General features: G+C 61.5%; 27 protein-coding genes and 4 tRNA genes. 10 read left to right on the top strand and 21 right to left on the bottom strand.

Features of this window, described 5'->3' with window-relative positions; all coding sequences use genetic code 11:
- Positions 1-15 precede the first annotated feature (15 nt).
- From secE to A5483_RS09050, 10 genes are all read right to left on the bottom strand, one after another.
- Complete coding sequence (gene secE, locus A5483_RS09005; RefSeq protein WP_003866531.1) at positions 16-666, bottom strand: preprotein translocase subunit SecE; 651 nt, start codon at positions 664-666, stop codon at positions 16-18.
- Between the two features lie 93 nt (positions 667-759).
- Positions 760-832, bottom strand: a tRNA-Trp gene (locus A5483_RS09010).
- 275 nt (positions 833-1,107) lie between these two features.
- Complete coding sequence (locus A5483_RS09015; protein WP_063811647.1) at positions 1,108-2,373, bottom strand: aspartate aminotransferase type Ic; 1,266 nt, start codon at positions 2,371-2,373, stop codon at positions 1,108-1,110.
- 100 nt (positions 2,374-2,473) lie between these two features.
- On the bottom strand, positions 2,474-3,604 hold the full coding sequence (locus A5483_RS09020) for a UDP-N-acetylmuramate dehydrogenase (RefSeq protein ID WP_063811648.1): 1,131 nt from the start codon (positions 3,602-3,604) through the stop codon (positions 2,474-2,476).
- Entirely contained in the window at positions 3,604-4,017 is a 414-nt protein-coding gene (locus tag A5483_RS09025; RefSeq protein WP_063811649.1) for a MaoC family dehydratase, read from the bottom strand. Before A5483_RS09025 ends, A5483_RS09020 begins: the two co-directional genes overlap by 1 nt.
- On the bottom strand, positions 4,014-4,442 hold the full coding sequence (locus A5483_RS09030) for an FAS1-like dehydratase domain-containing protein (RefSeq protein ID WP_003866436.1): 429 nt from the start codon (positions 4,440-4,442) through the stop codon (positions 4,014-4,016). Before A5483_RS09030 ends, A5483_RS09025 begins: the two co-directional genes overlap by 4 nt.
- A gap of 161 nt (positions 4,443-4,603) precedes the next feature.
- The gene (rpmG, locus tag A5483_RS09035; protein WP_002514900.1) at positions 4,604-4,774 is read right to left on the bottom strand and encodes a 50S ribosomal protein L33; all 171 of its coding nucleotides are present in this window, start codon (positions 4,772-4,774) and stop codon (positions 4,604-4,606) included.
- A 55-nt stretch (positions 4,775-4,829) separates the two neighbouring features.
- A tRNA-Met gene (locus A5483_RS09040) sits at positions 4,830-4,904 on the bottom strand.
- Positions 4,905-4,968: 64 nt separating this feature from the next.
- Positions 4,969-5,041: transfer RNA gene (locus A5483_RS09045), tRNA-Thr, on the bottom strand.
- 201 nt (positions 5,042-5,242) lie between these two features.
- Positions 5,243-5,323: transfer RNA gene (locus A5483_RS09050), tRNA-Tyr, on the bottom strand.
- A gap of 221 nt (positions 5,324-5,544) precedes the next feature.
- Here A5483_RS09050 and A5483_RS09055 point away from each other — a divergent pair.
- Complete coding sequence (locus tag A5483_RS09055; RefSeq protein WP_042843064.1) at positions 5,545-6,438, top strand: exodeoxyribonuclease III; 894 nt, start codon at positions 5,545-5,547, stop codon at positions 6,436-6,438.
- A 1-nt stretch (position 6,439) separates the two neighbouring features.
- Here A5483_RS09055 and A5483_RS09060 read toward each other — a convergent pair whose 3' ends face one another.
- From A5483_RS09060 to A5483_RS09080, 5 genes are all read right to left on the bottom strand, one after another.
- Entirely contained in the window at positions 6,440-7,375 is a 936-nt protein-coding gene (locus A5483_RS09060) for an enoyl-CoA hydratase/isomerase family protein (RefSeq protein ID WP_063811650.1), read from the bottom strand.
- 67 nt (positions 7,376-7,442) lie between these two features.
- Positions 7,443-9,023 carry a polyprenol phosphomannose-dependent alpha 1,6 mannosyltransferase MptB gene (mptB, locus tag A5483_RS09065; protein WP_002549947.1) on the bottom strand — a complete coding sequence of 527 codons (1,581 nt, stop codon included), beginning with the start codon at positions 9,021-9,023 and terminating at the stop codon, positions 7,443-7,445.
- Positions 9,020-9,328 carry a 4Fe-4S binding protein gene (locus tag A5483_RS09070; protein WP_003866503.1) on the bottom strand — a complete coding sequence of 103 codons (309 nt, stop codon included), beginning with the start codon at positions 9,326-9,328 and terminating at the stop codon, positions 9,020-9,022. The genes mptB and A5483_RS09070 overlap by 4 nt, the downstream gene beginning before the upstream one ends.
- Positions 9,325-9,918 carry an NADH-quinone oxidoreductase subunit C gene (locus A5483_RS09075; RefSeq protein WP_002549917.1) on the bottom strand — a complete coding sequence of 198 codons (594 nt, stop codon included), beginning with the start codon at positions 9,916-9,918 and terminating at the stop codon, positions 9,325-9,327. The genes A5483_RS09070 and A5483_RS09075 overlap by 4 nt, the downstream gene beginning before the upstream one ends.
- A complete protein-coding gene (locus A5483_RS09080; protein WP_002549875.1) occupies positions 9,915-10,313 on the bottom strand; it encodes an NADH-quinone oxidoreductase subunit B family protein in 399 nt (132 codons plus the stop codon). The genes A5483_RS09075 and A5483_RS09080 overlap by 4 nt, the downstream gene beginning before the upstream one ends.
- A 155-nt stretch (positions 10,314-10,468) precedes the next feature.
- On the opposite strand from A5483_RS09080, the gene A5483_RS09085 reads away from it, so the two are divergent.
- From A5483_RS09085 to A5483_RS09105, 4 genes are all read left to right on the top strand, one after another.
- Entirely contained in the window at positions 10,469-12,433 is a 1,965-nt protein-coding gene (locus tag A5483_RS09085) for a 2-oxoacid:acceptor oxidoreductase subunit alpha (RefSeq protein WP_063811651.1), read from the top strand.
- Between the two features lies 1 nt (position 12,434).
- A complete protein-coding gene (locus A5483_RS09090; RefSeq protein ID WP_003866438.1) occupies positions 12,435-13,520 on the top strand; it encodes a 2-oxoacid:ferredoxin oxidoreductase subunit beta in 1,086 nt (361 codons plus the stop codon).
- 257 nt (positions 13,521-13,777) lie between these two features.
- Positions 13,778-13,900, top strand: a complete 123-nt coding sequence (locus A5483_RS09100) for a hypothetical protein (protein WP_002549924.1) — start codon at positions 13,778-13,780, stop codon at positions 13,898-13,900.
- Positions 13,901-13,974: 74 nt separating this feature from the next.
- A complete protein-coding gene (locus A5483_RS09105; RefSeq protein WP_063811652.1) occupies positions 13,975-15,957 on the top strand; it encodes a M13 family metallopeptidase in 1,983 nt (660 codons plus the stop codon).
- 67 nt (positions 15,958-16,024) lie between these two features.
- On the opposite strand, the gene A5483_RS09110 is transcribed toward A5483_RS09105, so the two are convergent.
- Genes A5483_RS09110 through A5483_RS09120 form a run of 3 tightly spaced genes read right to left on the bottom strand, consistent with a single transcriptional unit; the run spans position 16,025 to position 18,796 of the window.
- Positions 16,025-17,248: an ABC transporter permease gene (locus A5483_RS09110; RefSeq protein ID WP_063811653.1), complete on the bottom strand. Its 1,224-nt coding sequence runs from the start codon at positions 17,246-17,248 to the stop codon at positions 16,025-16,027.
- A complete protein-coding gene (locus A5483_RS09115; RefSeq protein ID WP_063811654.1) occupies positions 17,245-17,865 on the bottom strand; it encodes an ABC transporter ATP-binding protein in 621 nt (206 codons plus the stop codon). Before A5483_RS09115 ends, A5483_RS09110 begins: the two co-directional genes overlap by 4 nt.
- A 1-nt stretch (position 17,866) precedes the next feature.
- Positions 17,867-18,796, bottom strand: a complete 930-nt coding sequence (locus A5483_RS09120; protein ID WP_063811655.1) for a hypothetical protein — start codon at positions 18,794-18,796, stop codon at positions 17,867-17,869.
- A gap of 165 nt (positions 18,797-18,961) precedes the next feature.
- Between A5483_RS09120 and A5483_RS09125 the strand changes: the two genes are divergently transcribed.
- The 5 genes from A5483_RS09125 to A5483_RS09145 all read left to right on the top strand — a co-directional run bounded on the left by A5483_RS09125 (position 18,962) and on the right by A5483_RS09145 (position 22,352).
- Positions 18,962-19,204, top strand: coding sequence for a hypothetical protein (locus tag A5483_RS09125; protein ID WP_002515413.1), 243 nt, complete (start codon positions 18,962-18,964; stop codon positions 19,202-19,204).
- On the top strand, positions 19,204-20,025 hold the full coding sequence (locus tag A5483_RS09130; protein WP_002518040.1) for an ATP-binding cassette domain-containing protein: 822 nt from the start codon (positions 19,204-19,206) through the stop codon (positions 20,023-20,025). The genes A5483_RS09125 and A5483_RS09130 overlap by 1 nt, the downstream gene beginning before the upstream one ends.
- Positions 20,026-20,138: 113 nt before the next feature.
- Positions 20,139-21,533, top strand: coding sequence for a hypothetical protein (locus A5483_RS09135; RefSeq protein WP_002515371.1), 1,395 nt, complete (start codon positions 20,139-20,141; stop codon positions 21,531-21,533).
- A complete protein-coding gene (locus A5483_RS09140) occupies positions 21,530-21,841 on the top strand; it encodes a hypothetical protein (protein WP_002515372.1) in 312 nt (103 codons plus the stop codon). Before A5483_RS09135 ends, A5483_RS09140 begins: the two co-directional genes overlap by 4 nt.
- Before the next feature lie 61 nt (positions 21,842-21,902).
- Positions 21,903-22,352 carry a hypothetical protein gene (locus tag A5483_RS09145; protein ID WP_002519595.1) on the top strand — a complete coding sequence of 150 codons (450 nt, stop codon included), beginning with the start codon at positions 21,903-21,905 and terminating at the stop codon, positions 22,350-22,352.
- Positions 22,353-22,368: 16 nt separating this feature from the next.
- Here the strand turns inward: A5483_RS09145 and A5483_RS09150 are convergent, their stop codons facing one another.
- The 3 genes from A5483_RS09150 to A5483_RS09160 form a co-directional block, all read right to left on the bottom strand.
- Positions 22,369-23,232, bottom strand: coding sequence for an HpcH/HpaI aldolase/citrate lyase family protein (locus tag A5483_RS09150; RefSeq protein ID WP_254926945.1), 864 nt, complete (start codon positions 23,230-23,232; stop codon positions 22,369-22,371).
- 92 nt (positions 23,233-23,324) lie between these two features.
- Positions 23,325-24,107, bottom strand: coding sequence for a precorrin-6A synthase (deacetylating) (gene cobF / locus A5483_RS09155; protein ID WP_063811656.1), 783 nt, complete (start codon positions 24,105-24,107; stop codon positions 23,325-23,327).
- 30 nt (positions 24,108-24,137) lie between these two features.
- Positions 24,138-25,112, bottom strand: a complete 975-nt coding sequence (locus A5483_RS09160; RefSeq protein ID WP_063811657.1) for a polyprenyl synthetase family protein — start codon at positions 25,110-25,112, stop codon at positions 24,138-24,140.
- Positions 25,113-25,259: the final 147 nt, after the last annotated feature.

Here is a 25,259-nt window from a genome sequence, read left to right on the forward strand (position 1 = left end):
TCTCCAATGTGATCGTCAGTTGCCAAAGAGTTTGATGACGATCCATCCGAAGAGGACGTCCAAGCCGCTGACGTAGGCGATAATGAGCAGAACAAAGACGAGGACGACGAGGAAATACTGTCCCAACTCGTCACCAGTAGGCCACTTGACCTTGCGCAACTCAGCAACCGACTGCTTAGTGAAGGCCACCGGGCCAATGCGATGCTTGCCTTGCTCTACGTGCTTATGCTGAGGGCTCTCCTTGCGAACCGGAGCCTTCGTCAGCTCACGCTTCGGCTTGGGGCCAGCAAACTTAGCCGCCGAGGCGGTAGCAGGCTTATCATCGTCCGCGCCAGTTTCCTGGCGCACAGGCTTGCCGCGGCGGGCTGGCTTGCCAGCAGAATCCTTCTTGCGCACCGGTCGGGAGGAACGAGCCGACGCGGCGGTCTCCTCTGCTCCCTCGAGCTGGTCGGGATCGTCAATGACCATGTCTTCGGGATCGGCCTTATCCGGAGTCTTATCGACGACATCGTCTGGAGTCGTCAACTCCTCAGCCTCTGGGTCAACGACGTCGTACTCGTCAGCCTCCGGAAGGTTGCTGGATGCCAGATCCTCGCCCCTCGGAGACAGCTCGCCCTTGACGGAAGGATCGTCTCCGTCGCTGAGGTTTCGCTTCTCGTCGGTCACGCTATTCCTTCGGGTCCTGCCTGACGGTTGATGCCGTGGACCAGGACTTCGCCACGGCTGCGCACCAGGGATACGCCCCGCACATGCGTCTCGCAGGGCACGAGGGACTTGAACCCCCAACCTGCGGTTTTGGAGACCGCTGCTCTGCCAATTGAGCTAGTGCCCTTCGGCGATGCCTGGGTGACAACGCCAGCACAGGGAGTATAGGAGAGAATTTGGTCCCGCGTCGAATCAGGCATGGTGAAAGCCTACAGAACTGCCTGCCAGCCAGCCACCACACCAGATAGTTCGCCACCATCGTTGCGAGCCCACAGACATGCCCCTGGCTACCGATAATTCAACTGAGCACTTGGGCATCAGAAACATATGACAGCGGCCCTCACGCACACCGGGTGCAGGGCCGCCGCAAAACCTCCCGTCATACTGCCTTCGTGATCGACCTCAGCCCTTCAACAATTTCTCACTAGCTGCAAGCAGGACGCAGGTCGACACACCCTCCATGGCCTCGCGCAGCTCATCCATGCCAGGAAACGACGGAGCCAGACGAATCGTGCGATCGTGCGGATCACGGTGCAACGGGTGAGACGCTCCGGCCGGCGTCAGCGCGATGCCAGCCTCCTTAGCCAGGGCAACAACTCTCGACGCCGTGCCATCCATGACATCGAGAGTGACGAAGTAGCCACCAGCCGGGTGGGTCCAGGATGCGACGCCACGTCCCCCCAGACGACGGGTGAGGATCTCTTCCACGGCAGCGAACTTCGGGGCGAGAATCTCGCGATGAGCACGCATGAGCTTGCGGACCCCGTCAGCGTCACGCAAATACCGCGCATGACGCAACTGATTGACCTTGTCAGGGCCGATCGAGCGGATTGCGGCGTGCCCCAGATACCAGTCAAGGTTGGCCTGAGAAGAGGCCAGGAAGGAAATGGCGTCACCGGCGAAGGTGATCTTGGACATTGAAGCCAGCTCAAAAACACGATCAGGGTTGCCCGCCTCCTCGGCCCATTGGAGCACCGGCAGGGCGGGGCGCTCAACGTCGGTGAGATGGTGCAGGGCGTACGCGTTATCCCACCAGATACGGAAATCTGGCGCTGCTGGCATAGATACCAGAGCCCGGACTGTACGTTCATCGTAAACAGCGCCGTTCGGGTTGGCATACATTGGCACGACCCACATGCCCTTAACCGACGGATCGGCGGCAAGCTTCGCGACCTCATCGACGTCAGGGCCGTGCTCCCCTAGCTCCACCGGGATCATGTCAATGCCCAAATGTTCGCAGATGGCAAAGTGCCGGTCGTAACCGGGAACCGGGGCGATGAACTTGACGTTCTGGCCGGACCACGGTTGTTGCCCGGCAATACCATGAACAAAGGCGAACATCGCTAGGTCGTGCATAATCGCCAGACTGGAATTGTCGGCAGCAATGATGTGATCGACGTCGACGCCCAACAATTCGCCGAAAATCCGGCGAATCTCGGGGAGACCACGATTGCCACCGTAGTTACGGACATCCTGACCATCCTCGGCATGGGAGGGGACGTCGATAGTCAGCAAGTCCGCACTGAGATCAAGCTGAGCTGGTGACGGCTTACCGCGGGTGATGTTGAGACAGACACCACGAGCGGCAAGCTCGGCATGCTCGCTGCTCAGCTGCTGATGCAAAGCGGACAGGTCATCGTGGGACAGGTCAGTCAACGGGATGGTCATGCCCCAATTCTGTCCCCTCGTCGGTCCAAGACGACACGTGACCCTCCAGACCTGCTGCGGTGAGGTTTGGAGGGTCTGACGTCTGCAGTGCCAGGAATCGTCAGATCGTGCAGCCGATCAGACGTGGCTCTGGCACCAAGGTGATCCCATAGGCGTCGCGGACTCCGTCGATAACAGTGCGCGCGAGGATGGTGAGATCGTCGGAACTAGCACCACCAAGGTTCGTCAAAGCCAGGACATGCTTGGTCGAAAGGCTCGCCGGAGCATCCTCGGCCACCTTGAATCCCTTGCCGTACCCGGCGTGGTCGATGAGCCAGGCAGCACTCGTCTTGACCCGACCGTCCGGCTGAGCGAAAGCCGGCGCCCCCTGCGGAACCTGATCCGCAGACACCAGCGGGTTAGTGAAGAAGGACCCGGCGCTCCAGGTGTCGTGGTCGTCGGGGTTGAGGACCATCCCTTTACTACCACGGACCGCCAGCACTGTCTCACGCACCTGGGAAGTATTGACCCTCTCCCCCGGCTCGACGCCCAGACGTCGCGCTAGTTCGGCGTAGCGGACCGGTAAAGAGCGGGTACCGAGATTGAATTGCATAGTGACGTCGAGGACGACGTAGCGATCAGGCTCAGCCTTGAAACGGCTCGAACGATACCCGAAACCACACTGGTCAGCGGTAAAAGTGCGCTGGGTATCGTCGAGGCGGTCCCAAGTACGCACCCGCGCGATGAACTCCCCCACTTCGACACCATACGCACCGACGTTTTGGATGGGAGTTGACCCGACGAGACCAGGGATGCCAGAGAGGAACTCCGGACCGATCCATTCCTGCTCAATGGCATGGACAACAAAATCGTCCCACACCTGGCCCGCAGCGACCGTCACCAAGGCTCCCCCGCACGACGACACCTCCGCGGAAAGCCCCGAGGTAGCGACGCGAACAACAGTGCCGTCGAACCCGTCGTCACCGACCAAGACATTCGAGCCACCACCGAGCACTAGACACGGCTCACCACGACGATCACAGTCACGAACAACTTTCAACATCTCGTCGTTGGTCGTCGCGATGACGAGGTGACGCGCCGGGCCACCCACCCGCAAGGTTGTGAGTGGGGCCAGCGGGACGTCCTCGCCGCCGGACGGGACAGCCGTCGTCCCAATCGCCTCATGATGGATAGTGCTGCAGGCCTCAGTGGGATCGTCATCCTCGTAGGGGCCAGTAACAGTGATGCTCATTACTCCCCCTGCCTCACGACCACCTCGACACGGCCCAGCACCGACTGGCCATCGCACCTGACGTCGAGGGCCAGCGTCGCCATCTCGTCGCTGGCCTTGCGCACCGTAGCGGCCACCTCGACAGCGGCACCCTCCTTGGTATCGGGAACCTGGACCGGCCGAGTGAAGCGAGCTCGCTGCGAGACCACCCGCTCAGGACCACCAACCCAATCGATGACAGCACCAAGAGCCGCGCCCATGGTCCACATACCATGGGCGATGACCCCGTTCATGCCGGCCTCGCGGGCGGCGCGATCACTGTAGTGGATGGGGTTAAAGTCGCCGGACGCGCCTGCGTAGCGGACCAACGTGCTCCGGGTGACGTTGATAGTTCGCGGGCCGAAGGTTTGGTCTTCCGCCAGCTGCACACTCATGCGTCCCCCTGCAGACGGGTATGCCACAACGTTGAAGTGGCATTGCCCAAATGCTCACCGTTGACGTGATCCAACGAGACGTCAATGCCGATGATGTCGGTATTGCCTCGGGTACGCACAGAAGTGATAGTGAGAGTGGCCGTCACCTCGTCGCCCTTGTGAAGCGGCCGAATCCAGTTAAAGGACTGGTCGGTGTGGATCATGTGCTCCAGGTGCAGGTCAAGCTGCTCGTCATCGAACAACGCCTCCCACGCCCGAGACGCCAGCACCATCGCAAAGGTGGGCGGAGCGATGGGATCGTCGCCTCGATAGGCGGGGGCGGTATCCCCCAAAGCGGTCGCAAGTTCCCGGATTTTCTCCGCGGTAACGAGGTATGGGTCTGTCGTCGGGTAGGTACGCCCGACGTCATCAGGGCTGATCGGCATGACGTCAGGCTATCCCAGACTGCTGGCGCCGCGGCACCCCCCAACCCACACATTTTTCTGCCACCACCCCGCAGCGAAACACCTTAACCACCCCACACACAGCACGAGGGGCCGCCTTTCAGGCAGCCCCTCGGATAAGTTCTTGGATCTAGGTCCCCGCGTCAGCGGGTCTCACGGTGCGCGGTGTGCTTGCGGCAGCGCGGGCAGAACTTCGCCATCTCCATGCGATCAGGATTATTGCGGCGATTCTTCTTAGTGATGTAGTTGCGCTCCTTGCACTCGGTGCAGGCGAGCGTGATCTTCGGGCGAACGTCGCCGGACTTCTTGGCCATCTTTCCTACTTTCGAGCCGTACGGAGTGTGCGCTCTCGGGTTTCCCCGATTGGGTTGGTAGCGGGAGCGGGAATCGAACCCGCGACACAGCGATTATGAGCCGCTTGCTCTACCCCTGAGCTACCCCGCCAATGTGATCCTCGGCACCATTCTTGGCCCGTCCCACCGGGCAAGTGGGGCCGATTCACACCCAGAGCCCCCAAGCAGAATCGAACTGCTGACCTTCTCCTTACCATGGAGACGCTCTGCCTACTGAGCTATAGGGGCAACGAATGAGAAAACTACACGAGCTTTCGACCGTTGGCAAATCCGAACCCGAGCCTCCTGAACTCCCGGGGAAAACCCCGGAATCGGTTTTCAGTCGAACCGAGCCGTCCCGCCGCAATCGCATCTCCAGCCGAACAGTGGCAGCTCGAGACCCGACGATGGCGAAACCAACCCCCGAATCCATCCGACCCGGGGGTTGCGTGGCAGGTGTTGGATTCGAACCAACGTAGGCGAACCGACGGTTTTACAGACCGCTCCCTTTGGCCACTCGGGCAACCTGCCGTGCTGGCGTTAACCAGCGATGGATGATGTTAGCAGGCAAGCCGCAGTCATGACCAATTCGGCTATGTGCACCAAGTTGCGCTCGCATTGCCCGCCACCAGCATTGCAGCCTACGAGGACCGGCACGCATCGCCGGCGAGAACGGCAAAATCTCCCCCAGGTATCTCCTACCTTTGAGACCAACCGCGCCCGTGCACCGTCGTTGTGACACACTCCTGCATATGCGCATCGCCAGCTTCAACATCAACGGGATCCGAGCCGCCCTGAAGCGGGGGTTCTCCGAGTGGATGGAGGCTCGTGACTGCGACGTCATCGGGCTGCAGGAGGTGCGTTGCCGTCCAGCCGACCTCCCCGAGGGAGCCTTTGGCGACCGCCACGTCTCATGGGCTCCCGGCTCGCTGGCTGGGCGCAACGGAGTCGCGCTCCTCACCCGTACCGCCCCAGCCGAGGTACGCTCTTGGGGCACCCACCTCATCATGACTCCCGGCCAAACTCCTACCCTCGCAGAGGTACTCCCCGGTAACACCGACGGCCTCCCCACCCAGTTGCTGCCCTTCGTAGACGAGGGGCGCTACATCGAGGTCGACCTAGCCGACGCTCCCCTCACCGTCGCCTGCCTCTACCTGCCCAAGGGAGCCACCCCAGATCCAACCAACGAGAAGTCCATCGCCAAGCAAGACCGCAAAATGGCCTTCCTAGCAGGATTCCGCGAACACCTGACCCGACGCCGCCAGGAGTGCGCCAGTCAAGATCGTCACTTCCTCGTCATGGGCGACTTCAACATTGCCCACGAGAACGCTGACCTCAAGAACTGGAAAGCTAACCAGCGCAATGAGGGGTTCCTACCCGAGGAGAGGCAGTGGTTCGACACCATCCTCTCCCCCGACACCCTCGTTGACGTCGTGCGCGCCCAGCACCCCGACACCAACGGCCCCTACTCGTGGTGGAGCTGGCGCGGCAAGGCCTTCGCCAATGATGCGGGTTGGCGTATCGATTATCACTTGGCGTCACCGCAACTAGCGAAAACAGCCGCCACGGCCGAGATTGACCGTGACCCCTCCTACGCCGAGCGCACCTCCGACCACGCCGCAGTGGTAGTTGACTACGCGGTATGAGTCAGGACGGATCGAACATCCCCTCAACCTGACGAGTAGACACATCAGCCAAACTCTCGTGGGACCAATGCGGGTTGCGGTCCTTATCAACCAGCTGGGCGCGTACCCCCTCACAGAAGTCCGAATTGCGCATAAAGGACCGCCCCAGGGCGCGATCAGTCTCCAACACTTCGCCAAGGCCTGAAGCGGATTCAGCCTTAATGACAGCAGCCAAAGCAACAGCTACTGACAGTGGGCAGCGCGCCGCAATGTGCTCAGCTGCCTTACGCGCGGCCACCTCAGGACGGTCAGCCAATCGACGACACACCTCGATGGGGTCATCAGTGTTATAGCAGTCCTGAATCCACACCGCGTCACGCGCCAACTCACAGTCGACCGGATCGACACCAGCGGGGTTACCGTCGGCGTCGACGACCTCATCCACCAACCCCGCCCACAGCGCCGAAGCCGCATCGATAGAAGCCCCGGTCATGGCCATATGGCGGCCGACGAGGCGCGGGGCCCGCGAAAGCTCGAAACACACACCGACGTCGGGCCATAGACCAATGCCCGTTTCCGGCATCGCGAGGACGAGGTCATCGCGGGCCTCAACCCGCTTGAGGCGCAGCGACAGCCCAAGCCCGCCGCCCATGGAGATGCCGTGCAGATGCGCGGTCCCCGAATGCACCTCGGCAATGGCAGCGTCAACGTCGTACTCGCCGTCCAACCAGTCACCGGCTGCCTCAGGATCCTTCCATACCAAAGCCCGAAGCTCGCGGATATCAGCCCCCGAGCAGTAGCCGCGCTCCCCCGCACCCGATAGGTCGATGCTCCTTGGGGACCTCTTGACGACCTCCCCAATAGTCCCCAGCATCTCGCCAGACAGCGAGTTGATCGCTTGGGGGCGGTCCAGGGTGATCGTGACATCGTCGGTACCGCTGATCTTGACGTCATCCATGTTCCCCAGCCTGCCACGGCGGCACCTGCCGTGCCGCTCCAGCTCCAACAGACTCCAGCTCCAACAGTTAGTGAGCCTTGTGGGGGCGCGGGACGTGAACATCCTTGTGCGTCCACCCTTGCCCCAAGCTATGTTCGTGCCACACCAGACGGGCCGCCAGCACCAGAACCAGCGCAACGCCGAGTGCTGCGGCACTATTGCGCCAGGACAGGTTAACGGCATCGAAGGACAACAAGATGACGGTGATCCACACCGCAGGGCGGACGAAGCGGGCAGCTTCGTCGATCAGCGGCAGTAATAGCGCCCCCCACAGCACATACCAGGAGTGCAACGCAGGGGCGCAGAAAGCAACCGCGAGAAAACCCAGCGCCAGAAAGGACAACGCCTTGCGCGGTAACAACCGGACGGCCAGGACCACTAGCAGAAACGCACCGACGAGCACGCCAATGGCCTGAGCAATTGGAATGACAGCTGCTGCCGTCTGATGCGCCCCCAAGGAACCAAGCACCATTCGTATCCCCATGCCGACCAGGGTGAACGGCGACACCGTCAACACCATACCGGGAACGTCAACAGCGTGATACCAGCCAAATCCAAGGCCGGATGCCCACGAAATACCCGCAAAGACGGCCACCGAGATAACGAGGGAACCCACCGCTCGTCCTAGGGCCGGAACCAGGCGGCGCGGATGCCACGACGTCATAGGATGACGGATCAATGGCAGAGCCACTGCGACCATAAAAGCCGGCTGCTTGACAGCCGCCGCACCCCCGACGAGTACCGCACCGATCGTCCAGGACCAGCTCGTCAAGCACGCGACCCACAACCCAATGACAACCAGTCCCATCATGAGGGCGTCATTATGTGCTCCCCCGATGAAATCCACCACGAGGATGGGGTTGAGGGTGGAGAACCAAGCCGTGAAGTGCGGATCCCGTCCGACTCGACGCGCCACCCGCGACAACAACAGCCCTATGGCGATGACGCCTAACAGAGCCGGAACACGCATGAAAACTGCCGACCAATAAGGATTGTCACCATTGAGATGGACGATCCAATGCTGGACGGTGAGGGCTAACGGACCATAGGGGGTCTTGGTGTAACGCCATTCCTGGGCAACCTGGTCGGCAAAGGCCCCCGGCAACAACCCTGGATACCCCTCATAAGGGCTGATGTCATTTTCCAGCAGCCAGCCCTGCGCAGCATAGGAGTAGGCGTCGTGGCTGAAGATCGGCGGGGCTAGCAGGAAGGGCAAACCCCATACACCGAGCACAGCCCACGGATGCAGCCCAGCACGAATTCCTGGACGGTGGTTAAAGTACCGCCGCACATGCTTCGACACCGGTTCTGCGGTAACGTCACGCGGCTCGCGACCAGGCCGCAGCCGCAGCCAGGAATCGACCAGCAGACCGACGCCGACGAGGACAAGTAAGGTCCCGACGATGCGCCACGTGGACCCGCGTAGACCGGCCTCGTTCAGCCGAGACCACCACGGCGAGTTCAGCGGCAGATAAGCCGGGGTGAGTGATCCAGCCGTGATGAGAACCGTCCCGACCAGCCCTTCCAGGACCGACCAGGACCGCCAGGCGTGCAAATAGGCAAACCACTTGAGACGGACCCGCCGCCGCCAGCCAACCGGCTGCTTCACCGATCACCGTCCAATCCCCACGCGCTGACCAGATCGGTGCGCGACGAGGTATCCGGAACACGCTCGTCGCTCCAAGAAAGAGCGTCGAACGGGCAGGACTCGATGCACATACCGCAATACATGCACAGCCCCCAGTCGATAGCGAACTCGTCGAGAACGGCAACCGTACGGGGACGACGAGCATCGGAGTTCGGAACAGCTTCGTGGTGAGCGTCGATGGTGATGCACCAGGCCGGACACTGCCGGGCGCAGATCACGCAGGAGGTGCACGCGTCGACGTCAAGGGCAATTGCTGAGTGCCTCATGCTCGCCTCCCCGATGCTGTCCTCGTCGGCCCCGCGGCCCGACCGCCACCCGGTCTCGGGCGACGACCAGACATGGCCGCGACGACCTCAGCGTCCGAAACATCCTCGCCTTCTTTGATACGCCGCCACGTCTCAGGGTCGGGAACACCAGCGGCCAGACGTCGACTCGCGGACTTCGAGCTAGCCCAGTCAGCGGCACCCGGCCACACAGCATCGGCCCGCCGAGTCAGCACGACTTCCTTGCGCAACGGAGGTTTCGGTGCATCGTGGACGAGGAGGGCACGATCATCTGCTCCAGGGCCGACAAACCTCACACCGAAAAAGTCGTGGATCTCCCGCTGATACCAGGATGCTCCTGCCACCACGTCGACAACCGAGTCCAAGATCCCACCGTTACGGGACACACGAGTGGAGACGGTGACGTCGTCGCCGTCATGATTCTCAAGACGGCAAACCACGACGATGTCGGGATCCTGACCGCGTTCGCCCACCCCGTCGATAGCTGTCAGATGAGCCAGCCACGGGTGAGTGGACACCGCCTGGGCGACAGCGTCGTGCCAGTCAGTCGCAGGGACATCGCGGGTCGTCATGCGGCCTCCCGTGAAGAGACCAAAAGCCCGGTAAGCGCGTCAAGTTCAGGGGGACAGCCCGGAATCCAGTGATCGGCGTCGACTCCCACATCCGGCAGGCCAGCGACGACGCCAGCAGAATCCCAGTAGGGACCACCTGCGCAGGCGCACGCCCCAAAAGCCACGCCGCCGATAAGATGATTGCGCCTCAGCTCATTGACAGTGTCACGCACCACCGGGGCCAGAACAGTCGTCACCGTCCCCGAGACGAGCAACACTAGCGGGACACCGTCTGGGATCTCCTCGCACACCGGAGCGTTGGCCGGCACGGCAGCCCCGCTCTCGACCCCACAGCAGGCCAGGGCGAGATCGACGACGTACACGGATCCGTCGGCGAACCAGTCGATGAACTTCACCAGGTCATCCTACCGAGGATGCTGTTCACCCCCAGATCCGCGTGGGAACGTGCAACCCTGACCGAAGTTCGATAAGCCGAGGCGCGATGGTAGCGTTAGTAGCCGGTTCCGAGGCATCTAGACGCGCACCGCAGGTGCGGTCATCCGTCACCACCGTGACGCGTCAACAACGGAATCCCGCGACGAGAAAAGAGGTCAGAGTGCCTTCCACCGACACGGCACATCACACCACTGACGAGCGAGAGGTCCAGGCCCTCGACCGAGTTGTCATCCGATTCGCCGGCGATTCCGGCGACGGCATGCAGCTGACCGGCGACCGCTTCACCGCCGAGTCCGCCATCCACGGCAATGACATTTCGACCCTGCCGAACTTCCCTGCCGAAATCCGCGCCCCCCAGGGCACGATCCCCGGCGTCTCAAGTTTCCAGGTGCACTTCGCCAATTACGACATCGCCACCCCAGGTGACCAGCCCGACGTCTTAGTCGTCATGAACCCGGCCGCCTTAGCCGCGAACCTCAGTGACATCCGCCGCGGCGGACTCATCATCCTCGACTCCGCCCAGTTCACCGCGAAAAATCTCAAGAAGGCCGGATACACCGAGGATCCACGCAACGACGGCACACTGGAGTCCTACCAGGTCGTCGAGCTCGACCTCACCGGGCTGGCGGTAGCCGCAGTCGAGCCGTTCAATCTTGGCCGTAAGAACTCCGAGCGCGCCAAAAACATGTTCGCTCTCGGGCTGCTGACCTGGCTATACGGGCGCCCCCTCGGCCCCTCGGAGAAGTTCCTGGCCAGCAAGTTCGCTTCTAAGCCGGAGATCCGCGACGCCAACTTCGCCGCGCTCAAGGCCGGGCATGCCTACGGCGAGACCTGCGAGCTATTCCGGGTGCGCTACGAGGTGGCTCCGGCCCCGATGCCTGAAGGCACCTACCGCCAGATCACTGGCAATCTCGCCACCGCGTATGGTCTCATCACCGGTGCCAACCGGGCCGGGCTGCAGCTGTTCTTAGGCTCCTACCCCATCACCCCAGCCTCCGACATCCTGCACGAGCTATCCAAGCGCAAGGCCCACAACGTCGTCACCTTCCAGGCCGAGGACGAAATCGCCGGGGTCAGTTCTGCCATCGGTGCTTCCTTTTCCGGCTCCCTGGGCGTTACGACGACATCTGGCCCCGGCATGAGCCTCAAGTCCGAGGCCATCGGCCTGGCCGTCATGACGGAACTGCCGCTAGTAGTCGTCGACGTGCAGCGCGCCGGCCCATCCACTGGGATGCCGACCAAACCTGAGCAGGGCGACCTGCTACAGGCGATATTCGGACGCAATGGCGAATCCCCCGTCCCGGTACTCGCGGCGAAGTCCCCGTCAGACTGCTTCGACACTGCGCTAGAGGCCTGCCGTATCGCGGTGACCTACCGCACCCCCGTGATCATGCTTTCTGACGGCTACCTTGGCAACGGCGCGGAACCGTGGCAGGTGCCCGATCTGGCTGAGATCCCGCGCATTGACCCCAACTTCGCGACCGAGCCGAACACCACCGCCGCCGACGGCTCGCCGCGGTTTATGCCTTACCGTCGTGACCCGCAAACCCTAGCGCGCCCGTGGGCGCTGCCCGGCACTAAAGGTCTAGAACACCGCATCGGTGGCCTAGAGAAGTCAGCCCGTACCGGCGCTATCTCCTATGACCCGTCCAACCATGAGGAGATGGTGGCGACCCGCGCTGCCAAGGTGAAGGGCATCGCGAAGACCGTTCCTCCGACTACCGTCGACGACCCTTCCGGCGACGCCGATGTGCTCGTGCTGGGGTGGGGCTCCACGTACGGCCCGATCACCGCCGCCGTGCGCCGAGTGCGCGCTCACGGCCTGTCTATCGCCCAGGCCCACGTGCGCCACCTCAACCCACTGCCGGAGGATCTAGGTGACGTGCTACACCGATACCGGCGGGTCGTCGTCCCCGAAATGAACACCGGCCAGTTCGCGATGCTGCTGCGCTCCAAGTACCTCGTCGACGTCAAGACGATCTCGCGGGTGCGCGGGCTACCAATCTCGCCGGTGGACCTATGCGATGAGTTGTGTCGCCAGTGTGGTGGCACGGGTAGCGACGAAACGAAGGAGGCCTGAGATGACCGATATCACCACCGAGGATCTTCCCGCCGGCCTGGCGGGTGTGCCGTTGGCGATCGAGCCGCTCAAGCGTCGGGATTTCGCCTCTGACCAGGAAGTGCGTTGGTGCCCCGGCTGCGGGGATTACGCGATCTTGTCCACGTTCCAGGGAGTGCTGCCCGATTTGGGTATTGCCAAGGAGAACGCCGTCGTTATCTCGGGTATCGGCTGCTCCTCACGCTTCCCGTATTACATGAATACCTACGGCATGCACTCGATCCATGGCCGTGCCCCGGCCGTCGCAACGGGGGTGGCCGTATCGCGCCCCGACCTGGCCGTGTTCGTCATTACCGGTGACGGCGACGCCCTGTCGATTGGGGGTAATCACCTCATCCACGCCATGCGACGCAACGTCAACCTGACGATCCTCATGTTTAACAATCGGATTTACGGTCTAACGAAGGGCCAGTACTCCCCTACTTCGGAGGCGGGCAAGGTTACAAAGTCCTCCCCAATGGGGTCGATTGACGCGCCGTTCAACCCGCTGGCAGTGGCATTGGGGGCGGGCTGTTCCTTCGTGGCTCGTGCCGTCGACTCGGACCGGAAGCATCTCGCCCAGGTGCTCACCGCTGCCGCCAAGCATCGGGGCACCTCCTTTGTCGAGATGTACCAGAACTGCCCGATCTTCAACGACGGAGCTTTCGACGATTACAAGGGCCCGGAAGCCAACCAGCACCTCATCCGACTGATTGACGGGGAGCCGGTGCTCGTCGGAGCTGATGGTTCCCGCGGCGTGGTGCGCGACCCCGTCAGCGGTGAGTTGGCGGTGGCTGACGTCGCCGAGGTGGGCATGGACCACGTGCTCGTTCACGACTCCCACCGCGCCGACCCGTCGCTGGCCTTCGAGTTGGCGCACTTGGATGACGGCGTCATCGTCAGCCAGACCCCGGTCGGTGTCTTCTACGACGTGGATCGCCCCACCTATGACGATCAAGCTCGCGCCCAAGTGAAGCTGGCTTCCGGGGACGCGACCGATCCTGACTCCCGTGACGCCGCGCTGCAACAGCTACTGCTCGGCAGCGACACCTGGCAAGTGCAGAGCTGACAACTCCCTGAGGCGAGGCCGGCCGCGATTCTAACGTCGGTACCTCGCGGTTCTGAGTGCTGCTGCCCGGCTGACGTGGGGGTGGCCTTGGTGGGGGGTACTGTGTTCGCTGTCGGCCCAATGCGTGGGGTGATGCCCTATGCAGGTGGTCGCCGAGCAACCAAGCCCGCCCACCAAGAGGCAAGTTTCGACACCAGCGATCTGATCACAACTGCGATCGACAGCGAAACTGTCCTCAACGACCTGCGCGGCAAACGATGACTCGCTGGTATCTCGACACCTCAGCCATTGCCATCGACCTCCAAGTCAATGCACTAGCCGACCAGCGGTTGCAATCAACGGCACGCGACTGCGGCCTGACGGTCGTCGCACCTTCCTGAAACGCAACGCCGAGTAGTGGCCAACACTGCGATAGACGGAAATACATGGCTAGCGCGCCGGATAAGGTGAACTCATGACCGCATCCTTCCAGGACCGGGACCCCGACGTCCGCCCAGCCGATGACCTCTTCCGCCACGTCAACGGGTCGTGGCTGTCAACAACGACCATCCCCGACGATCAGGCAAGCACCGGATCATTCCGGGTATTGCGTGACAATTCCGAGGCTGCCGTCCACGACATCCTTGAGGAGCTGGCCTCCGGCGACGCCCACGAGCTACGGAAAGCAGCCAGCGCGTCAACCGACCACGAGGTCGAACTCATGGCCGAGCTGTACCGCCGCTTCATGGACAGCGATGCAGTCAATGCTGCCAGCACAAAACCCCTGGCCCCGATCCTCGCGCGAATCGACCGCGTGACAACGACACCTGAGTTCATGACATTGCTGGGCCAGCACTACCGTGAGTCCCTCGGCGCCCTGTTCTACCTCGCCGAAGAGTCGGACCCCGCCGACCCCACTCGTTACGTACCGTGGATGGGTCAGGCTGGGCTAGGGCTACCCGACGAGGCCTATTACCGTGACGACGACAAGGCCGAGGTCCGCGAGGCCTATGTGAGCCACGTCACCCGGATGCTCACCCTGGCCGGGCTGGACAACGCCGCCGATCAAGCCTCGACCATCCTCGCCCTTGAAACCGAGATCGCGTCCCACCACTGGGATCAAGTCCGCTGCCGAGATATGAAAGCAGCCTTTAACCCCAAGACCTTTGACGACCTGGCCTCGACACATCCTGGCCTGCACCTCGAGCAATGGCGCCAAGGTGCTCGCATCCCCGTCGAAGTCCTGGCCACCGTCATCGACAACCAACCGTCCTTCTTCGATGGGGTTGAGGGAATGCTCGTCGACGAACGCCTTGACCAGTGGAAGTCGTGGGCACGCTGGCACGCCATCTCCTCCCTGGCCCCCTACCTCACCTCAGCCTTCGTCGATGAGGACTTCAACTTTTACGGTCGCGTCCTCAACGGCACCCCGGCGCTCAAAGCTCGCTGGAAGCGCGGCGTCTCCTTCGTCGAATCGACCCTGGGTGAGGCCGTCGGCAAGCTCTATATCGCCCGGCACTTCCCGCCAGCAGCCAAAGAGCGGATGGACGACCTCGTTGCCAACCTGCTGGCGGCATACCGCCAGTCCATCTCGACGCTGACATGGATGAGCGAGTCGACCCGAGCCGAGGCCCTTGACAAGCTCTCGGCCTTCCGTCCCAAGATCGGCTACCCGGAACACTGGCGCGACTTCTCGGGACTCGAACTGTCTGACGGAGGCCTGGTCGACGCCGTCCTAGCCTGCAACTCATTCCAACTCGACCGCACCATTGAGAAACTCTCGGGCCCAATGGATCCCGACGAGTGGCTCATGTTCCCTCAGACGGTCAATGCCTACTACCACCCATTGCGCAACGAGATCGTCTTCCCAGCAGCCATCCTGCAACCGCCATTCTTCGACGTCGAGGCCGACGACGCCGTCAACTATGGCGGGATCGGTGCCGTCATCGGTCACGAGATCGGTCACGGTTTCGACGACCAGGGCTCGACCTGCGACGGTGCAGGCAGACTGCGTGACTGGTGGACCGCTGAGGATCGCACCGCCTTCGAGGAACGCACCAAGGGCCTTATCAGCCAGTATGACGCCCTTGTGCCGCTGCAGCTACAGCCAGACGGCCCACACGTCAACGGATCGCTGACGATAGGTGAGAACATCGGTGACCTCGGCGGAGCGGGAATCGCTTTCAAAGCCCTGCAGATTTCTTTTGCGGGGACTGAGCCCGAGCCGATCGACGATGTGCCGTGGCAGCAGCGGTTCTTTCTGTCCTACGCCCGAATCTGGCGCGAGAAGCAGCGCGACGAGGCCCTACGCACTCAAATCGCCACAGACCCACACTCGCCTACCGAGTTCCGGTGCAACCAGATCGTCCGCAACATTGACGCCTTCCACGAGGCCTTCGGGGTGACCGAGGACGACCCGATGTGGCTGGCTCCCGAGAAGCGGGTCACCATCTGGTGATGATAATGCCCCCGAGTCCCACCAACTCGGGGGCATTTCTTTTGCTCAGGTCACATCGTCATGGTCACTATTCGCGCAGCAACTCGTAAGGCTTGTGAGTCTCCACTGAAACAATAGTGCGCGGCAAGCACCCCAGCGGTACGGCAGCAAGAAGGACCAGAGGGAACCACGCTCCTTGCTCCAGCACATCAGCCAACGGCACCGGGGACATCGCCACCGGCCCCAAGTTCACCCCAACAGCCGTCAACGCCATCGCTACACCACACAGCACCAGCCCGACGATGACAATTCCCAGCGCCATCACCACACCAATAAAAAGGGCCTCCATTTCAAGGCAACCGAGAATCCACTCCCCCGAGCGGCCGAAAGCCTTAAATACTGCAATCTGAGACCCCCGCTGACGCGAGATCGTCGAGCCAACACTGACCCCAAGCACCAATGCCGCCACACAGATGACGACGATGAGGATCGTCTGCATCCGCTGGGCATCAGAGGTCATCTGATCGGCGTATCCGACCACATCAGCCTGGCTGGTTGCGGAAAATCCTGCCTGGCTTAGCTGCCGATGGACGTCAGCGACGTGGGCGCGCGAATCAGCCTCGACATAGGCCCTCGACACGCCCTGCTTATCAAACGCTTGAGGGGACATCCCTGCGTTGGCAGCCTCCCAATTCTTGGCGTCGTCAACATTAACGTAGACCGTATCGGGACCGTCATTGTTCGGACGGCTGGAGTCGTAAAGGCCAACAACCTTGAGCTTCGTCGGGACAGCCTCAGCTTCAGATGCCTTCGTCTTGCGCTGGTACGACACATTGATCGTCGTCCCCAGCAAAGCTTTGAGATCATGACCGTTTACCGCATCTGGCACGATGACTTCCCCTGGCCGCACTGGCCTGGTGGGGCCGTCAAAGGCCACCGTGGCGGGAGGAACATCGGGAATCTGTGCCGTGGCCCATACGATCTGCGGAAGCCCATTGTCGTCGTCGCAGAGCAGTCCAGCCTGCGACCACTCGTAGACCTTCGCCACATGGTCCATGCCCATCATCTGCCGGCGAGCTGCCGCGTTAATCGGGCCATCAGACCCACGCCCCGTACTGTCAACAACAACATAGTTGAGTCTCTTGCCCGCGTCAGCGGCGTCAATCTGGTCACGAACATGGCCTGCGACGATGGTGTTCATTGCTAGAGCGCATCCTCCCAGCAAGGCCAGGACGATGATGAACCAGCGCTGTCGGGGCAAGCTGGAGCGTCGCAAGGACACCCAGGCGTGACGCGATGCTGACATGCTCATCGTGTCGCCTCCACCGTGACGCTCAGATGTGGAAGGTCGATCGGTTGGTGCGATGCCATGATGATCGTTCCTCCGTCATCCAGGTAGTCCTGAAGCAGTTTCTCCACGGCCCACCGATTGTCGTCGTCAAGGGATGCCGTCGGCTCATCTGCCAGCAAGACTGCGGGCCGCGACGCCACAGCCCGGACGACGGCCACCCGCTGCTGCTGCCCACCGGACAACGTGCTGGCCTGCTGATTGGCCAGGTCAGCCATGCCGCAAGAGGCCAGCAACTGATACGCGATCTCGGCTTCGGCGCACAGAGCGACGTTCTCCCAGACAGTGAAGTACGGGGTGAGGAATGGGTACTGGAAGGCGTAGGAAACCAGCCCCTCACGGCGAGCCTGCTCAGGATCACGGTCGCCATGACCATGAGCAATGGTGATGTGCCCGCTCGTCACTGGAAGCAGGCCACCGATCATGGCCATCATGGTCGACTTACCCTGACCGGATGCTCCCTTAATGAGACATGCCTGACCTGCGTCAACAGTCGCATCGGCGCAATGAATCGTGCACCCCCCACGCGCGGAATCGCCCGAGGGGAATGTCTTGGTCACACCTTGCCAAGAAACCGTCATGTCACCACGCCCAATTCCCGGAATACCTCAACAGGTACGCCGATTCGATACTGCACTTGTCCTTGACCGGCTTTCCATTGCGAATGAGCGCCGGACCAAGGTCCTTCCTCGGACATGGCGCATCCGCGAGACTGTCGCCGATGCGTTGCAACTGGGAACGAGACAATGTAGAGACGGTATTCGCCGCCGACAAGGCCATCGCGATAGTCGTACTCGGGCCACTGTAGGTCTCGAGATGGCGCAAATACCTGTCCGAGATCGACTCCCACCCCCATTTCTCGGCGTCCTTAGCATTGCTGAATAGGTCGGCACTGGCCAGCGCCTGCATCGCCCACCGAGCTTCCTCGGAAGAAGTCGTCTTGACCTTCCACGGTGTGAGGCACAACCCGTCGTTGGACAGGCCGATCTCCCGCCTCATCGTCGCGATGGGCAGATCCGTCATCACCGTCTTTCTCGTGATGCAGCCCTTCGGCAGGCGGGTACGTTTGTCGACCTCTGATCTCTCCTTGTCGGACAACGCGTTGAGGGTTTTCAGGGATGACGCCGCCATGAGTTGGTTGACGTGGGCCTGCCGACTGTCTCCACCATTCACCAAATACGGGCGCAAAGCCGCGACCAGATGATCATGAGCGTAGCCATCGTCGTCGGGTAGATCGTGACCGTCGATGAGCCGGAGGTACTCATATGTGCTCTTGAGCGTCCCAGTGGCTGACGAGTTCGTCGGCTCGCGAATGAGAGAGTTCGAGGGGCTGAAGACCGTACCGAGGTTATCGACAACGGGTGCCTGCGCATCATCTTGTCGAAAGCACGCAGTGGGCAGGAGAAGCAAGATGGCTGCTATCCCCACCAAGAATCGCTGGAAAGACACATTGCGAACACTATGACGCAACAGGCTCAACCCGACGATCTTGACAACGTCAACGGTGAACATGCTTGTCAAGCCGGCATTGAAACTGGGCTAACAGCTGTGCCCTGATGTGACGAAGTCAACAGAAAAACATCGAAAACACTCGCAACCTGTGACCCACGTAGGAGTTACTCTGTAGCCACGGCGAGACCGCACGACACGATATTCAACATTAGGAAAGATCGCATCATGCCCGAATCACAAGCCTTTGCCTTGCAGTCCACCACCGAGATTCTCAAAAACAAGTTCGATTGCGCCCTCCTCCGTCACGACGCCTGGTGGCTCGTGTTCATCGCGGTGCTCATCGGGCTGGGTGCCACCCTCCTTGCTGGTATGGCCATCTGGTGCGTCGTCAACCAGCACGGGAAGTTCACCGGCCACTGGAAATGGGTGAAGTACGGCATCTCCATATCTATGGAGTGTGCACGCTAATGCGTCCATCCGATGATGCCGACCGACTCCCCTCCCCGCGAGGGGGGCCAGTCCTCGCGAGTACATCGAAGTTCGAGGGTCCGTTTTCTTGTCACGAGCCCGTCATCGAGATCAAGGATTTGGATTTCTACTACTCTGACAAGCCGGTCCTCAACAATGTCACTCTGGCGATAACCCAAGGATCTTGCCTTGCGCTCATTGGCCCCAACGGATCGGGAAAGTCCACGCTGTGCAAGATCTTGCAGGGCATCCTCGCTGCCCCGAAGACGGCGACGACCAATGTCCTCGGCTACCCCTGCGGTTCCCGAATCGCGTGCAGGGCGATCTCCTACTGCGCCGACAACGATCACCTACCGCAATTCCTCACCGGGGCGGAATTCATCTCGTACACCCTGTCTCTGAGGTCCCCATCGGTTCTCGGGAAACCACGTCTGCGTGGTGCGACCGCTGACATCTTCGAACGTCTGGGAATGGCGGGTCGCCATGACGATCTTATGGAGAGCTATTCCCACGGCATGCTCAAGAAAACCCAAATCGCAGCTGCGCTCCTTGCCCACTCCCCCGTGATCATCATCGACGAGTCGCTCAACGGCATCGACATCGAGGCCCAGATGACGATCGAGGACGCCCTTTTCAACCACATCCGGCAAGGCGGTACCCAGATCATCTGCAGCCACGATTTCGCCATGCTGGACCGCTGCGCAACCCACGTCGCCATGCTCGACTATGGGAATATGGTCGAGTTCTCCGCCGTCGACCAATTGCGCGCCCGACATGCCACCATCCGTGACCTCATCGTTGGGTATATGGGGCTGGGATGACCGAGACTGACACCATCTGGGTAGCCAGTGCGGGAAAGACTTCACCCACGCAAGGCCGAATCACCGTCACACCGGCGCCTCGAACCCGCCTCCGTGAGAACCTTTCACGGACCATGACCATCATGCGCTTCATGGGGGCGTACCTGGTCCGTGTCGTCGTTGGAAAGGGGGTCCTCAAGTCACGTGCCGCCCGTCTCGGTGCCTTCGCTTGCGTCATGCTTTTCCTTCTCACCGCGACCATTCTCGCGGTGATCCTCACCCATGATGGGGCAGGCGAAGCAACAACCCGAGATCTTGTCCTGACCGTCAGTTCCCTGTCCTCGGTGGTGTGGACCGCAGTTGCCTTCCTCATCGTCAAGGTGCTCATGGCTGACGCCGGCACCATGATGGCCATCACCCACCACCTTCCCATCACGAACCGGGAGCGACAGCGCGCTGTGGGGGTCCTCGATGGAGCTACCACCCTGCTCATCGTCATCATCGGGATGTTCGCCACCAGCGTCTCGACCCTGGTGAACTTCGGCATCTCAGCCATCCCAGGATTGACAATGTGCGTTGTGATGCCAGCCACCGCCACCTATACGGTGCTGGAAATGTCCCATCGATGCTGCGACCTGGCACTCGCCCGCACCCCATTGGGCCCCGCCCGCCAGCCGATCCTTGCCGTGGTTCTCTTCTTCGTCGTCCTCGCACTGTGGCGGTCGATGCCCACAATGCTAGCTGCCATCACCTCCACACCAGAGCCATTTACCGTCTGGAGCCTCGTCTTCCACGACATCGGCTTGCACTACGGCGCTCCCGCGGTGATCGGTTGCTTCGTCGTTCTGCTCGTGCTGAGTCTCCTACCTGTCATGGTATTGCCGACATCACCGTTGGATGTACGGCATCGCTTCGTGATGTTTCCCCTCGCAGGCATCAGCAATCGCTTCCGCAACGCGGCACCCCAATTCCAAGCCCTCTTCCGCAGCCGATACAGCCTGCAAGCCGCGGTGCTCTCGGCAGGATTCGTCATACTTCTGGCAACCAGAATCGCCAGTCCGTCGTCAGTGTGGGGGGTGGAACCCATGACCATTGGTGGATTCTTCCAGTTCGCCACCCTGGCACCGACCTTCCGCACCTTCGAACCGCGGCTACCAGCATCCCGCTTTTATCTCCGGATGCTCGCAGCACAATACGCCCTCGTCTCCCCAATGCTTGTAGTGGCAGTGCTGATCGACGTATTCACTGGCCACCCAGCCCACTCCACAGCCCTCGCTGTGGCGGGAGTATGCGGATCAGCCCTCATCACCATTGCTGTTGGGATTTTTATTCCAGCTCGTGACGACAATCCCCTGTCGATCCTGCTGGGTTGCGCGATCATGCTGGCTATCGGAACGGTACTCGTAGTGTTCTGTGGAATCCTCCACCTTCCTGCCACGGCATCCATTGGCCTGGGTATCGTCAGCGCAGTCTTGCTCATCACCCACAGCATCATCACCATTTCTGATCAACGGAAGGCAGCCCGATGAAGAACCCCAAGGTCTACCTGACAAGCCTGATCATCACGATTATTGCCACACTAGCGCTGGCCACCGGAACCATCCTCATCCTGATGTTTTCGGTACACGACAACGAGTCAGCTCACCTGACTGGGCTCTTCGGCTCGGTCTACTTTCAATCGTCTGTGGAGCACTCTCACAATACTGTCAAGGCGACGATGGGAGTGGCGTCCCTGCCTCGCCTGGGGGCGGTCGCCGCAGTGATCTTCGCCTTCACCTTGCTGGTGTCTTTCATCGTCATCAAGCTCAAAACATACCGTGAGTCGCTGCTCCACTGAACCACCAACTTGGGCATCTGCCCGTCACGTGCGTCCGTGGCCCTTATGCCATCACGTAGCCGTGGCGGGGAGCATTCCCGTGTCCATTCTGGTTTTTGGTTGGGTGTTCTGCATCCTCTCGCACAGCGATCCCGTCTTATTCACCAACGCCTTCGTGATCGTTGTGGTCGGCGTCCTTGGGTCCTACCTCATCCATGAGATCGGCCACTGGTTGGCCTTGTCGGTCACATCTCCGGATGCCGAAGCTCGCTGGGAGTCGACCCTGCTGCGAATCTCCCTTATCGTTCGCGGTAGCTCATCCCCGCGAGCAATCGCGGTCAATGCGGCTGCCGGCCCCCTAGCGTGCGTCGCGTTGGGTGCTCTTACCTTGCTCATCGGTGGTGGTCTTCCGTCTGAAGCGAGGAGCACCGTGAGGGTGATCGGATGGATCTACGTGGCACACGCGGTATTCCTCATCCCGCCATCAACAGATGGCAACACCGTTCTGGCGTCCCTCATGCACCACCGCTGACGGCCACGATCTCACATCACCCTCGTGCCTCGATCGCCTCAGCCATCGCCAGGGCTCGACGAGCAGTATCGACGTGAAGGTTCTCAATCATGCGGCCCTGGTAGGTCACGACGCCCGAACCGTTGCCGTTCTCCCATGCGTCGATGATGCCGCGAGCCTCGGCGACCTCCTCAGCGTCGGGGGCGAAGACCTCGTTGGCCGGGCCGACCTGGCCGGGGTGAATGAGCGTCTTGCCGTCGAATCCCATGAGCTGGGCCTCACGGCACTGGGAGGTGAATCCCTCAACATCGCGGACGTCGTTGTAGACCCCATCCAGAATGGCGGTACCGGCTGCCCGAGCCGCCAGCATGCACATCTGCAGCGCCGTCACCACCGGGGCGCGGCCAGCCACGTGAGACGCGCGCAGCTCCTTAGTCAGGTCGTTAGTGCCCATGATGAGCACCGTCAGACGGTCGGAGGCCTCCGCGATGTCAAGGCAATCCAGCACCGCCCGTGGGGTCTCGATCATGGCCCATAATTTGACGCTCTCATCGGCCCCGGCGGCCTCCATGTCAGCGACAATAGCGTGCACGTGCTCGGCAGAGCCGACCTTGGGGACAGCGATAGCGTCCGGGCCAGCGGCAACAGCGGCAGCGAGATCATCGTGATACCACTGGGTGTCCATCCCGTTGACACGGATGGCAACCTCCCGGTAGCCGTACGGATGCTCTTTCACAACGCCAGCCGCGCGCTCACGGGCCTCAACCTTGAGATCGGGGGCCACCGCGTCTTCTAAATCAATAATGATGCCGTCGCAGTCGATGCTGCGGGCCTTCTCCAGCGCCCTGGCATTGGCGCCGGGCATGAATAAAACAGAACGGCGAGGGCGCAAAGAATCCATGCCCACAATTGTGCCGCAACCGAATCCAGCGCCGAGAGCGGGCTGAAGTCCAGTCATTGTGACCGTGAGTACTCGGTCACAATGACTGGACTTCAGCGACGACGCAGCAGATACGTATCGAACACCCACCCTAAACGCTTCTCAGCGTCGGCACGAGCGCTCCGGATCTCCTCGCGAACCTCAGCAAGGTCCCCACTGATGAGAATCTCGTCGGGAGTGCCGATGTAGGCCGCCCAGTAGATATCGATATCTGTGGGATCAATGAGGCTAAAAGTCTGACGCCCGTCAAGCATGACGATCACATCGTCAACACCCTCCGGCATCCCGTTGGCCAGCAACCGGGCAGGCGAGATCTGCAGCGCGCGGCCCTGCCGATTGAGCGGAATCTGGTGACGCGACGCCAGGGACAGCGAACTCGAAATACCAGGAATGACGTCGAGCTCAATCGGCACACCCCCGTCAGCGTCAACGGCAGCGATGAGTTTCTTGACGATGGCGAGAGTGGACTCGAACAGGCCCGGGTCACCCCACACCAGAAATCCACCGCGTTCACCGTCGGCAAGGTTGTCAGCGACGGCATGGGTCCACTGATCGAGTCGCTGGCGACGCCACTTGGCGACGGCCGCTTTGTAGTTCTCGGCGGTCTTCCATGGACGCGGCGGATCCTGCAACTCGACGATGTGCAACCCATCGAAGTCGGCGTCGGGGCGGTGACGACGCAGCACCTGACGGCGGAACTCGACGAGATCATCGACGTCGTGCTCTTTGAGGACGACAAAGAGGACGTCGAGGTGCTGGATGGCGTCGACAGCCGCCAGGGTCAGCCAATCCGGGTTGCCGGGGCCGATGCCGATGAGGTCAAGACGACGGGACACGATGCCTCCTTAGTAGTTTCGGACGTGGCGTCAGGACGAGCGAGAAACAACCTCGTCGCACAGTGCCTCAAGAGCCTGCTTGGCGTCCCCGTCGGGCAGCGGAGCCAAGTGGGTACGGGCGCGGTCAGCCCGGCGCTGGATCTCGACACGAGCTTCGTTGATAACGTGGTTAACGCGTAGCTTGTCCAATACGTCAGACAGCACGGCGTCATCGGAGAGATCAGCATCGAGCATCCCCTTGAGTTCGATGTCCGCCGGGTCGTCAGAAGCGCGCAGCAGGAGGGTCGGCAAGGTCGGAACCTTTTCACGCAGGTCGGTACCTGGGGTCTTACCGGTCGCCGTCGACGTGATGTCAATGAGGTCATCGGCAAGCTGGAATACCTCTCCGATGTCCTCGCCAAACTGTTCCAGAGCGGCGACATTTTCCGCGGAAGCATGGGAGACCATCGCCCCAAAGACGGCAGAGGCTGCAATGAGTGATCCCGTCTTATCGGCAACGACCTTGAGGTAATGGGCCAGCGGATCCTGCCCCTGGGAGGGGCCACGGATCTCAGCGATCTGTCCCTGCACCAGACGGGAGAACGTCCGAGCCTGCAGCCTGACGAAGTCGGCTCCCAACTCCGCTACAGCCAGGGAAGCCCTCGAAAACAGGTAGTCGCCCACCATGATGGCCACCGAGTTACCCCACCGCAGGTTCGCCGAGGGAGCACCGCGACGCCTGGACGCCTCGTCCATGACATCGTCGTGATACAGCGAGGCGACGTGGGTGAGCTCCATGACAACGGCGGCACGCACCAGATCGGCGTCGCTGACCTCGTCACCAAACTGGGAGCACAACACCACCAACAACGGACGGAATCTTTTACCACCGGCAGAAATGATGTGGTTGGCTGCCTCAGTCACAAAAGGGGTGTCGGCGCCGGCCTGACGGCCCAGCTCGTCCTCGATGAGGGCAAGTTTGGCGCTCACCAGATCGGTGAACTCGCTGCTGGCGCTGTACGACACGGTTCTCCTCTTCCGACCAGGTGATCGCCCGGTACTCGTTCGGCCGTCGTCTCGACGTGACCTGGCCATTCTCCACATTACTGGCTTGACGGTGCTCGCGTCTTGCCGGCATGTCATGGTCATGACCTAAAGATGTAACCGGGCTGG

Origin of the sequence: Cutibacterium namnetense (assembly GCF_001642025.1) — a bacterium.
GTDB lineage: Bacteria > Actinomycetota > Actinomycetes > Propionibacteriales > Propionibacteriaceae > Cutibacterium > Cutibacterium namnetense.

Coding starts and splice junctions, on each gene's coding strand:
- A5483_RS09015 (WP_063811647.1), bottom strand. CDS start 2,373: ATGACCATCCCGTTGACTGACCTGTCCCACGATGACCTGTCCGCTTTG.
- A5483_RS09020 (WP_063811648.1), bottom strand. CDS start 3,604: ATGAGCATCACTGTTACTGGCCCCTACGAGGATGACGATCCCACTGAG.
- A5483_RS09025 (WP_063811649.1), bottom strand. CDS start 4,017: ATGAGTGTGCAGCTGGCGGAAGACCAAACCTTCGGCCCGCGAACTATC.
- A5483_RS09030 (WP_003866436.1), bottom strand. CDS start 4,442: ATGCCGATCAGCCCTGATGACGTCGGGCGTACCTACCCGACGACAGAC.
- rpmG (WP_002514900.1), bottom strand. CDS start 4,774: ATGGCCAAGAAGTCCGGCGACGTTCGCCCGAAGATCACGCTCGCCTGC.
- A5483_RS09055 (WP_042843064.1), top strand. CDS start 5,545: ATGCGCATCGCCAGCTTCAACATCAACGGGATCCGAGCCGCCCTGAAG.
- A5483_RS09060 (WP_063811650.1), bottom strand. CDS start 7,375: ATGGATGACGTCAAGATCAGCGGTACCGACGATGTCACGATCACCCTG.
- A5483_RS09070 (WP_003866503.1), bottom strand. CDS start 9,328: ATGAGGCACTCAGCAATTGCCCTTGACGTCGACGCGTGCACCTCCTGC.
- A5483_RS09075 (WP_002549917.1), bottom strand. CDS start 9,918: ATGACGACCCGCGATGTCCCTGCGACTGACTGGCACGACGCTGTCGCC.
- A5483_RS09090 (WP_003866438.1), top strand. CDS start 12,435: ATGACCGATATCACCACCGAGGATCTTCCCGCCGGCCTGGCGGGTGTG.
- A5483_RS09100 (WP_002549924.1), top strand. CDS start 13,778: ATGACTCGCTGGTATCTCGACACCTCAGCCATTGCCATCGACCTCCAA.
- A5483_RS09105 (WP_063811652.1), top strand. CDS start 13,975: ATGACCGCATCCTTCCAGGACCGGGACCCCGACGTCCGCCCAGCCGAT.
- A5483_RS09110 (WP_063811653.1), bottom strand. CDS start 17,248: ATGAGCATGTCAGCATCGCGTCACGCCTGGGTGTCCTTGCGACGCTCC.
- A5483_RS09115 (WP_063811654.1), bottom strand. CDS start 17,865: ATGACGGTTTCTTGGCAAGGTGTGACCAAGACATTCCCCTCGGGCGAT.
- A5483_RS09120 (WP_063811655.1), bottom strand. CDS start 18,796: ATGTTCACCGTTGACGTTGTCAAGATCGTCGGGTTGAGCCTGTTGCGT.
- A5483_RS09125 (WP_002515413.1), top strand. CDS start 18,962: ATGCCCGAATCACAAGCCTTTGCCTTGCAGTCCACCACCGAGATTCTC.
- A5483_RS09130 (WP_002518040.1), top strand. CDS start 19,204: ATGCGTCCATCCGATGATGCCGACCGACTCCCCTCCCCGCGAGGGGGG.
- A5483_RS09135 (WP_002515371.1), top strand. CDS start 20,139: ATGACCATCATGCGCTTCATGGGGGCGTACCTGGTCCGTGTCGTCGTT.
- A5483_RS09140 (WP_002515372.1), top strand. CDS start 21,530: ATGAAGAACCCCAAGGTCTACCTGACAAGCCTGATCATCACGATTATT.
- A5483_RS09150 (WP_254926945.1), bottom strand. CDS start 23,232: ATGGATTCTTTGCGCCCTCGCCGTTCTGTTTTATTCATGCCCGGCGCC.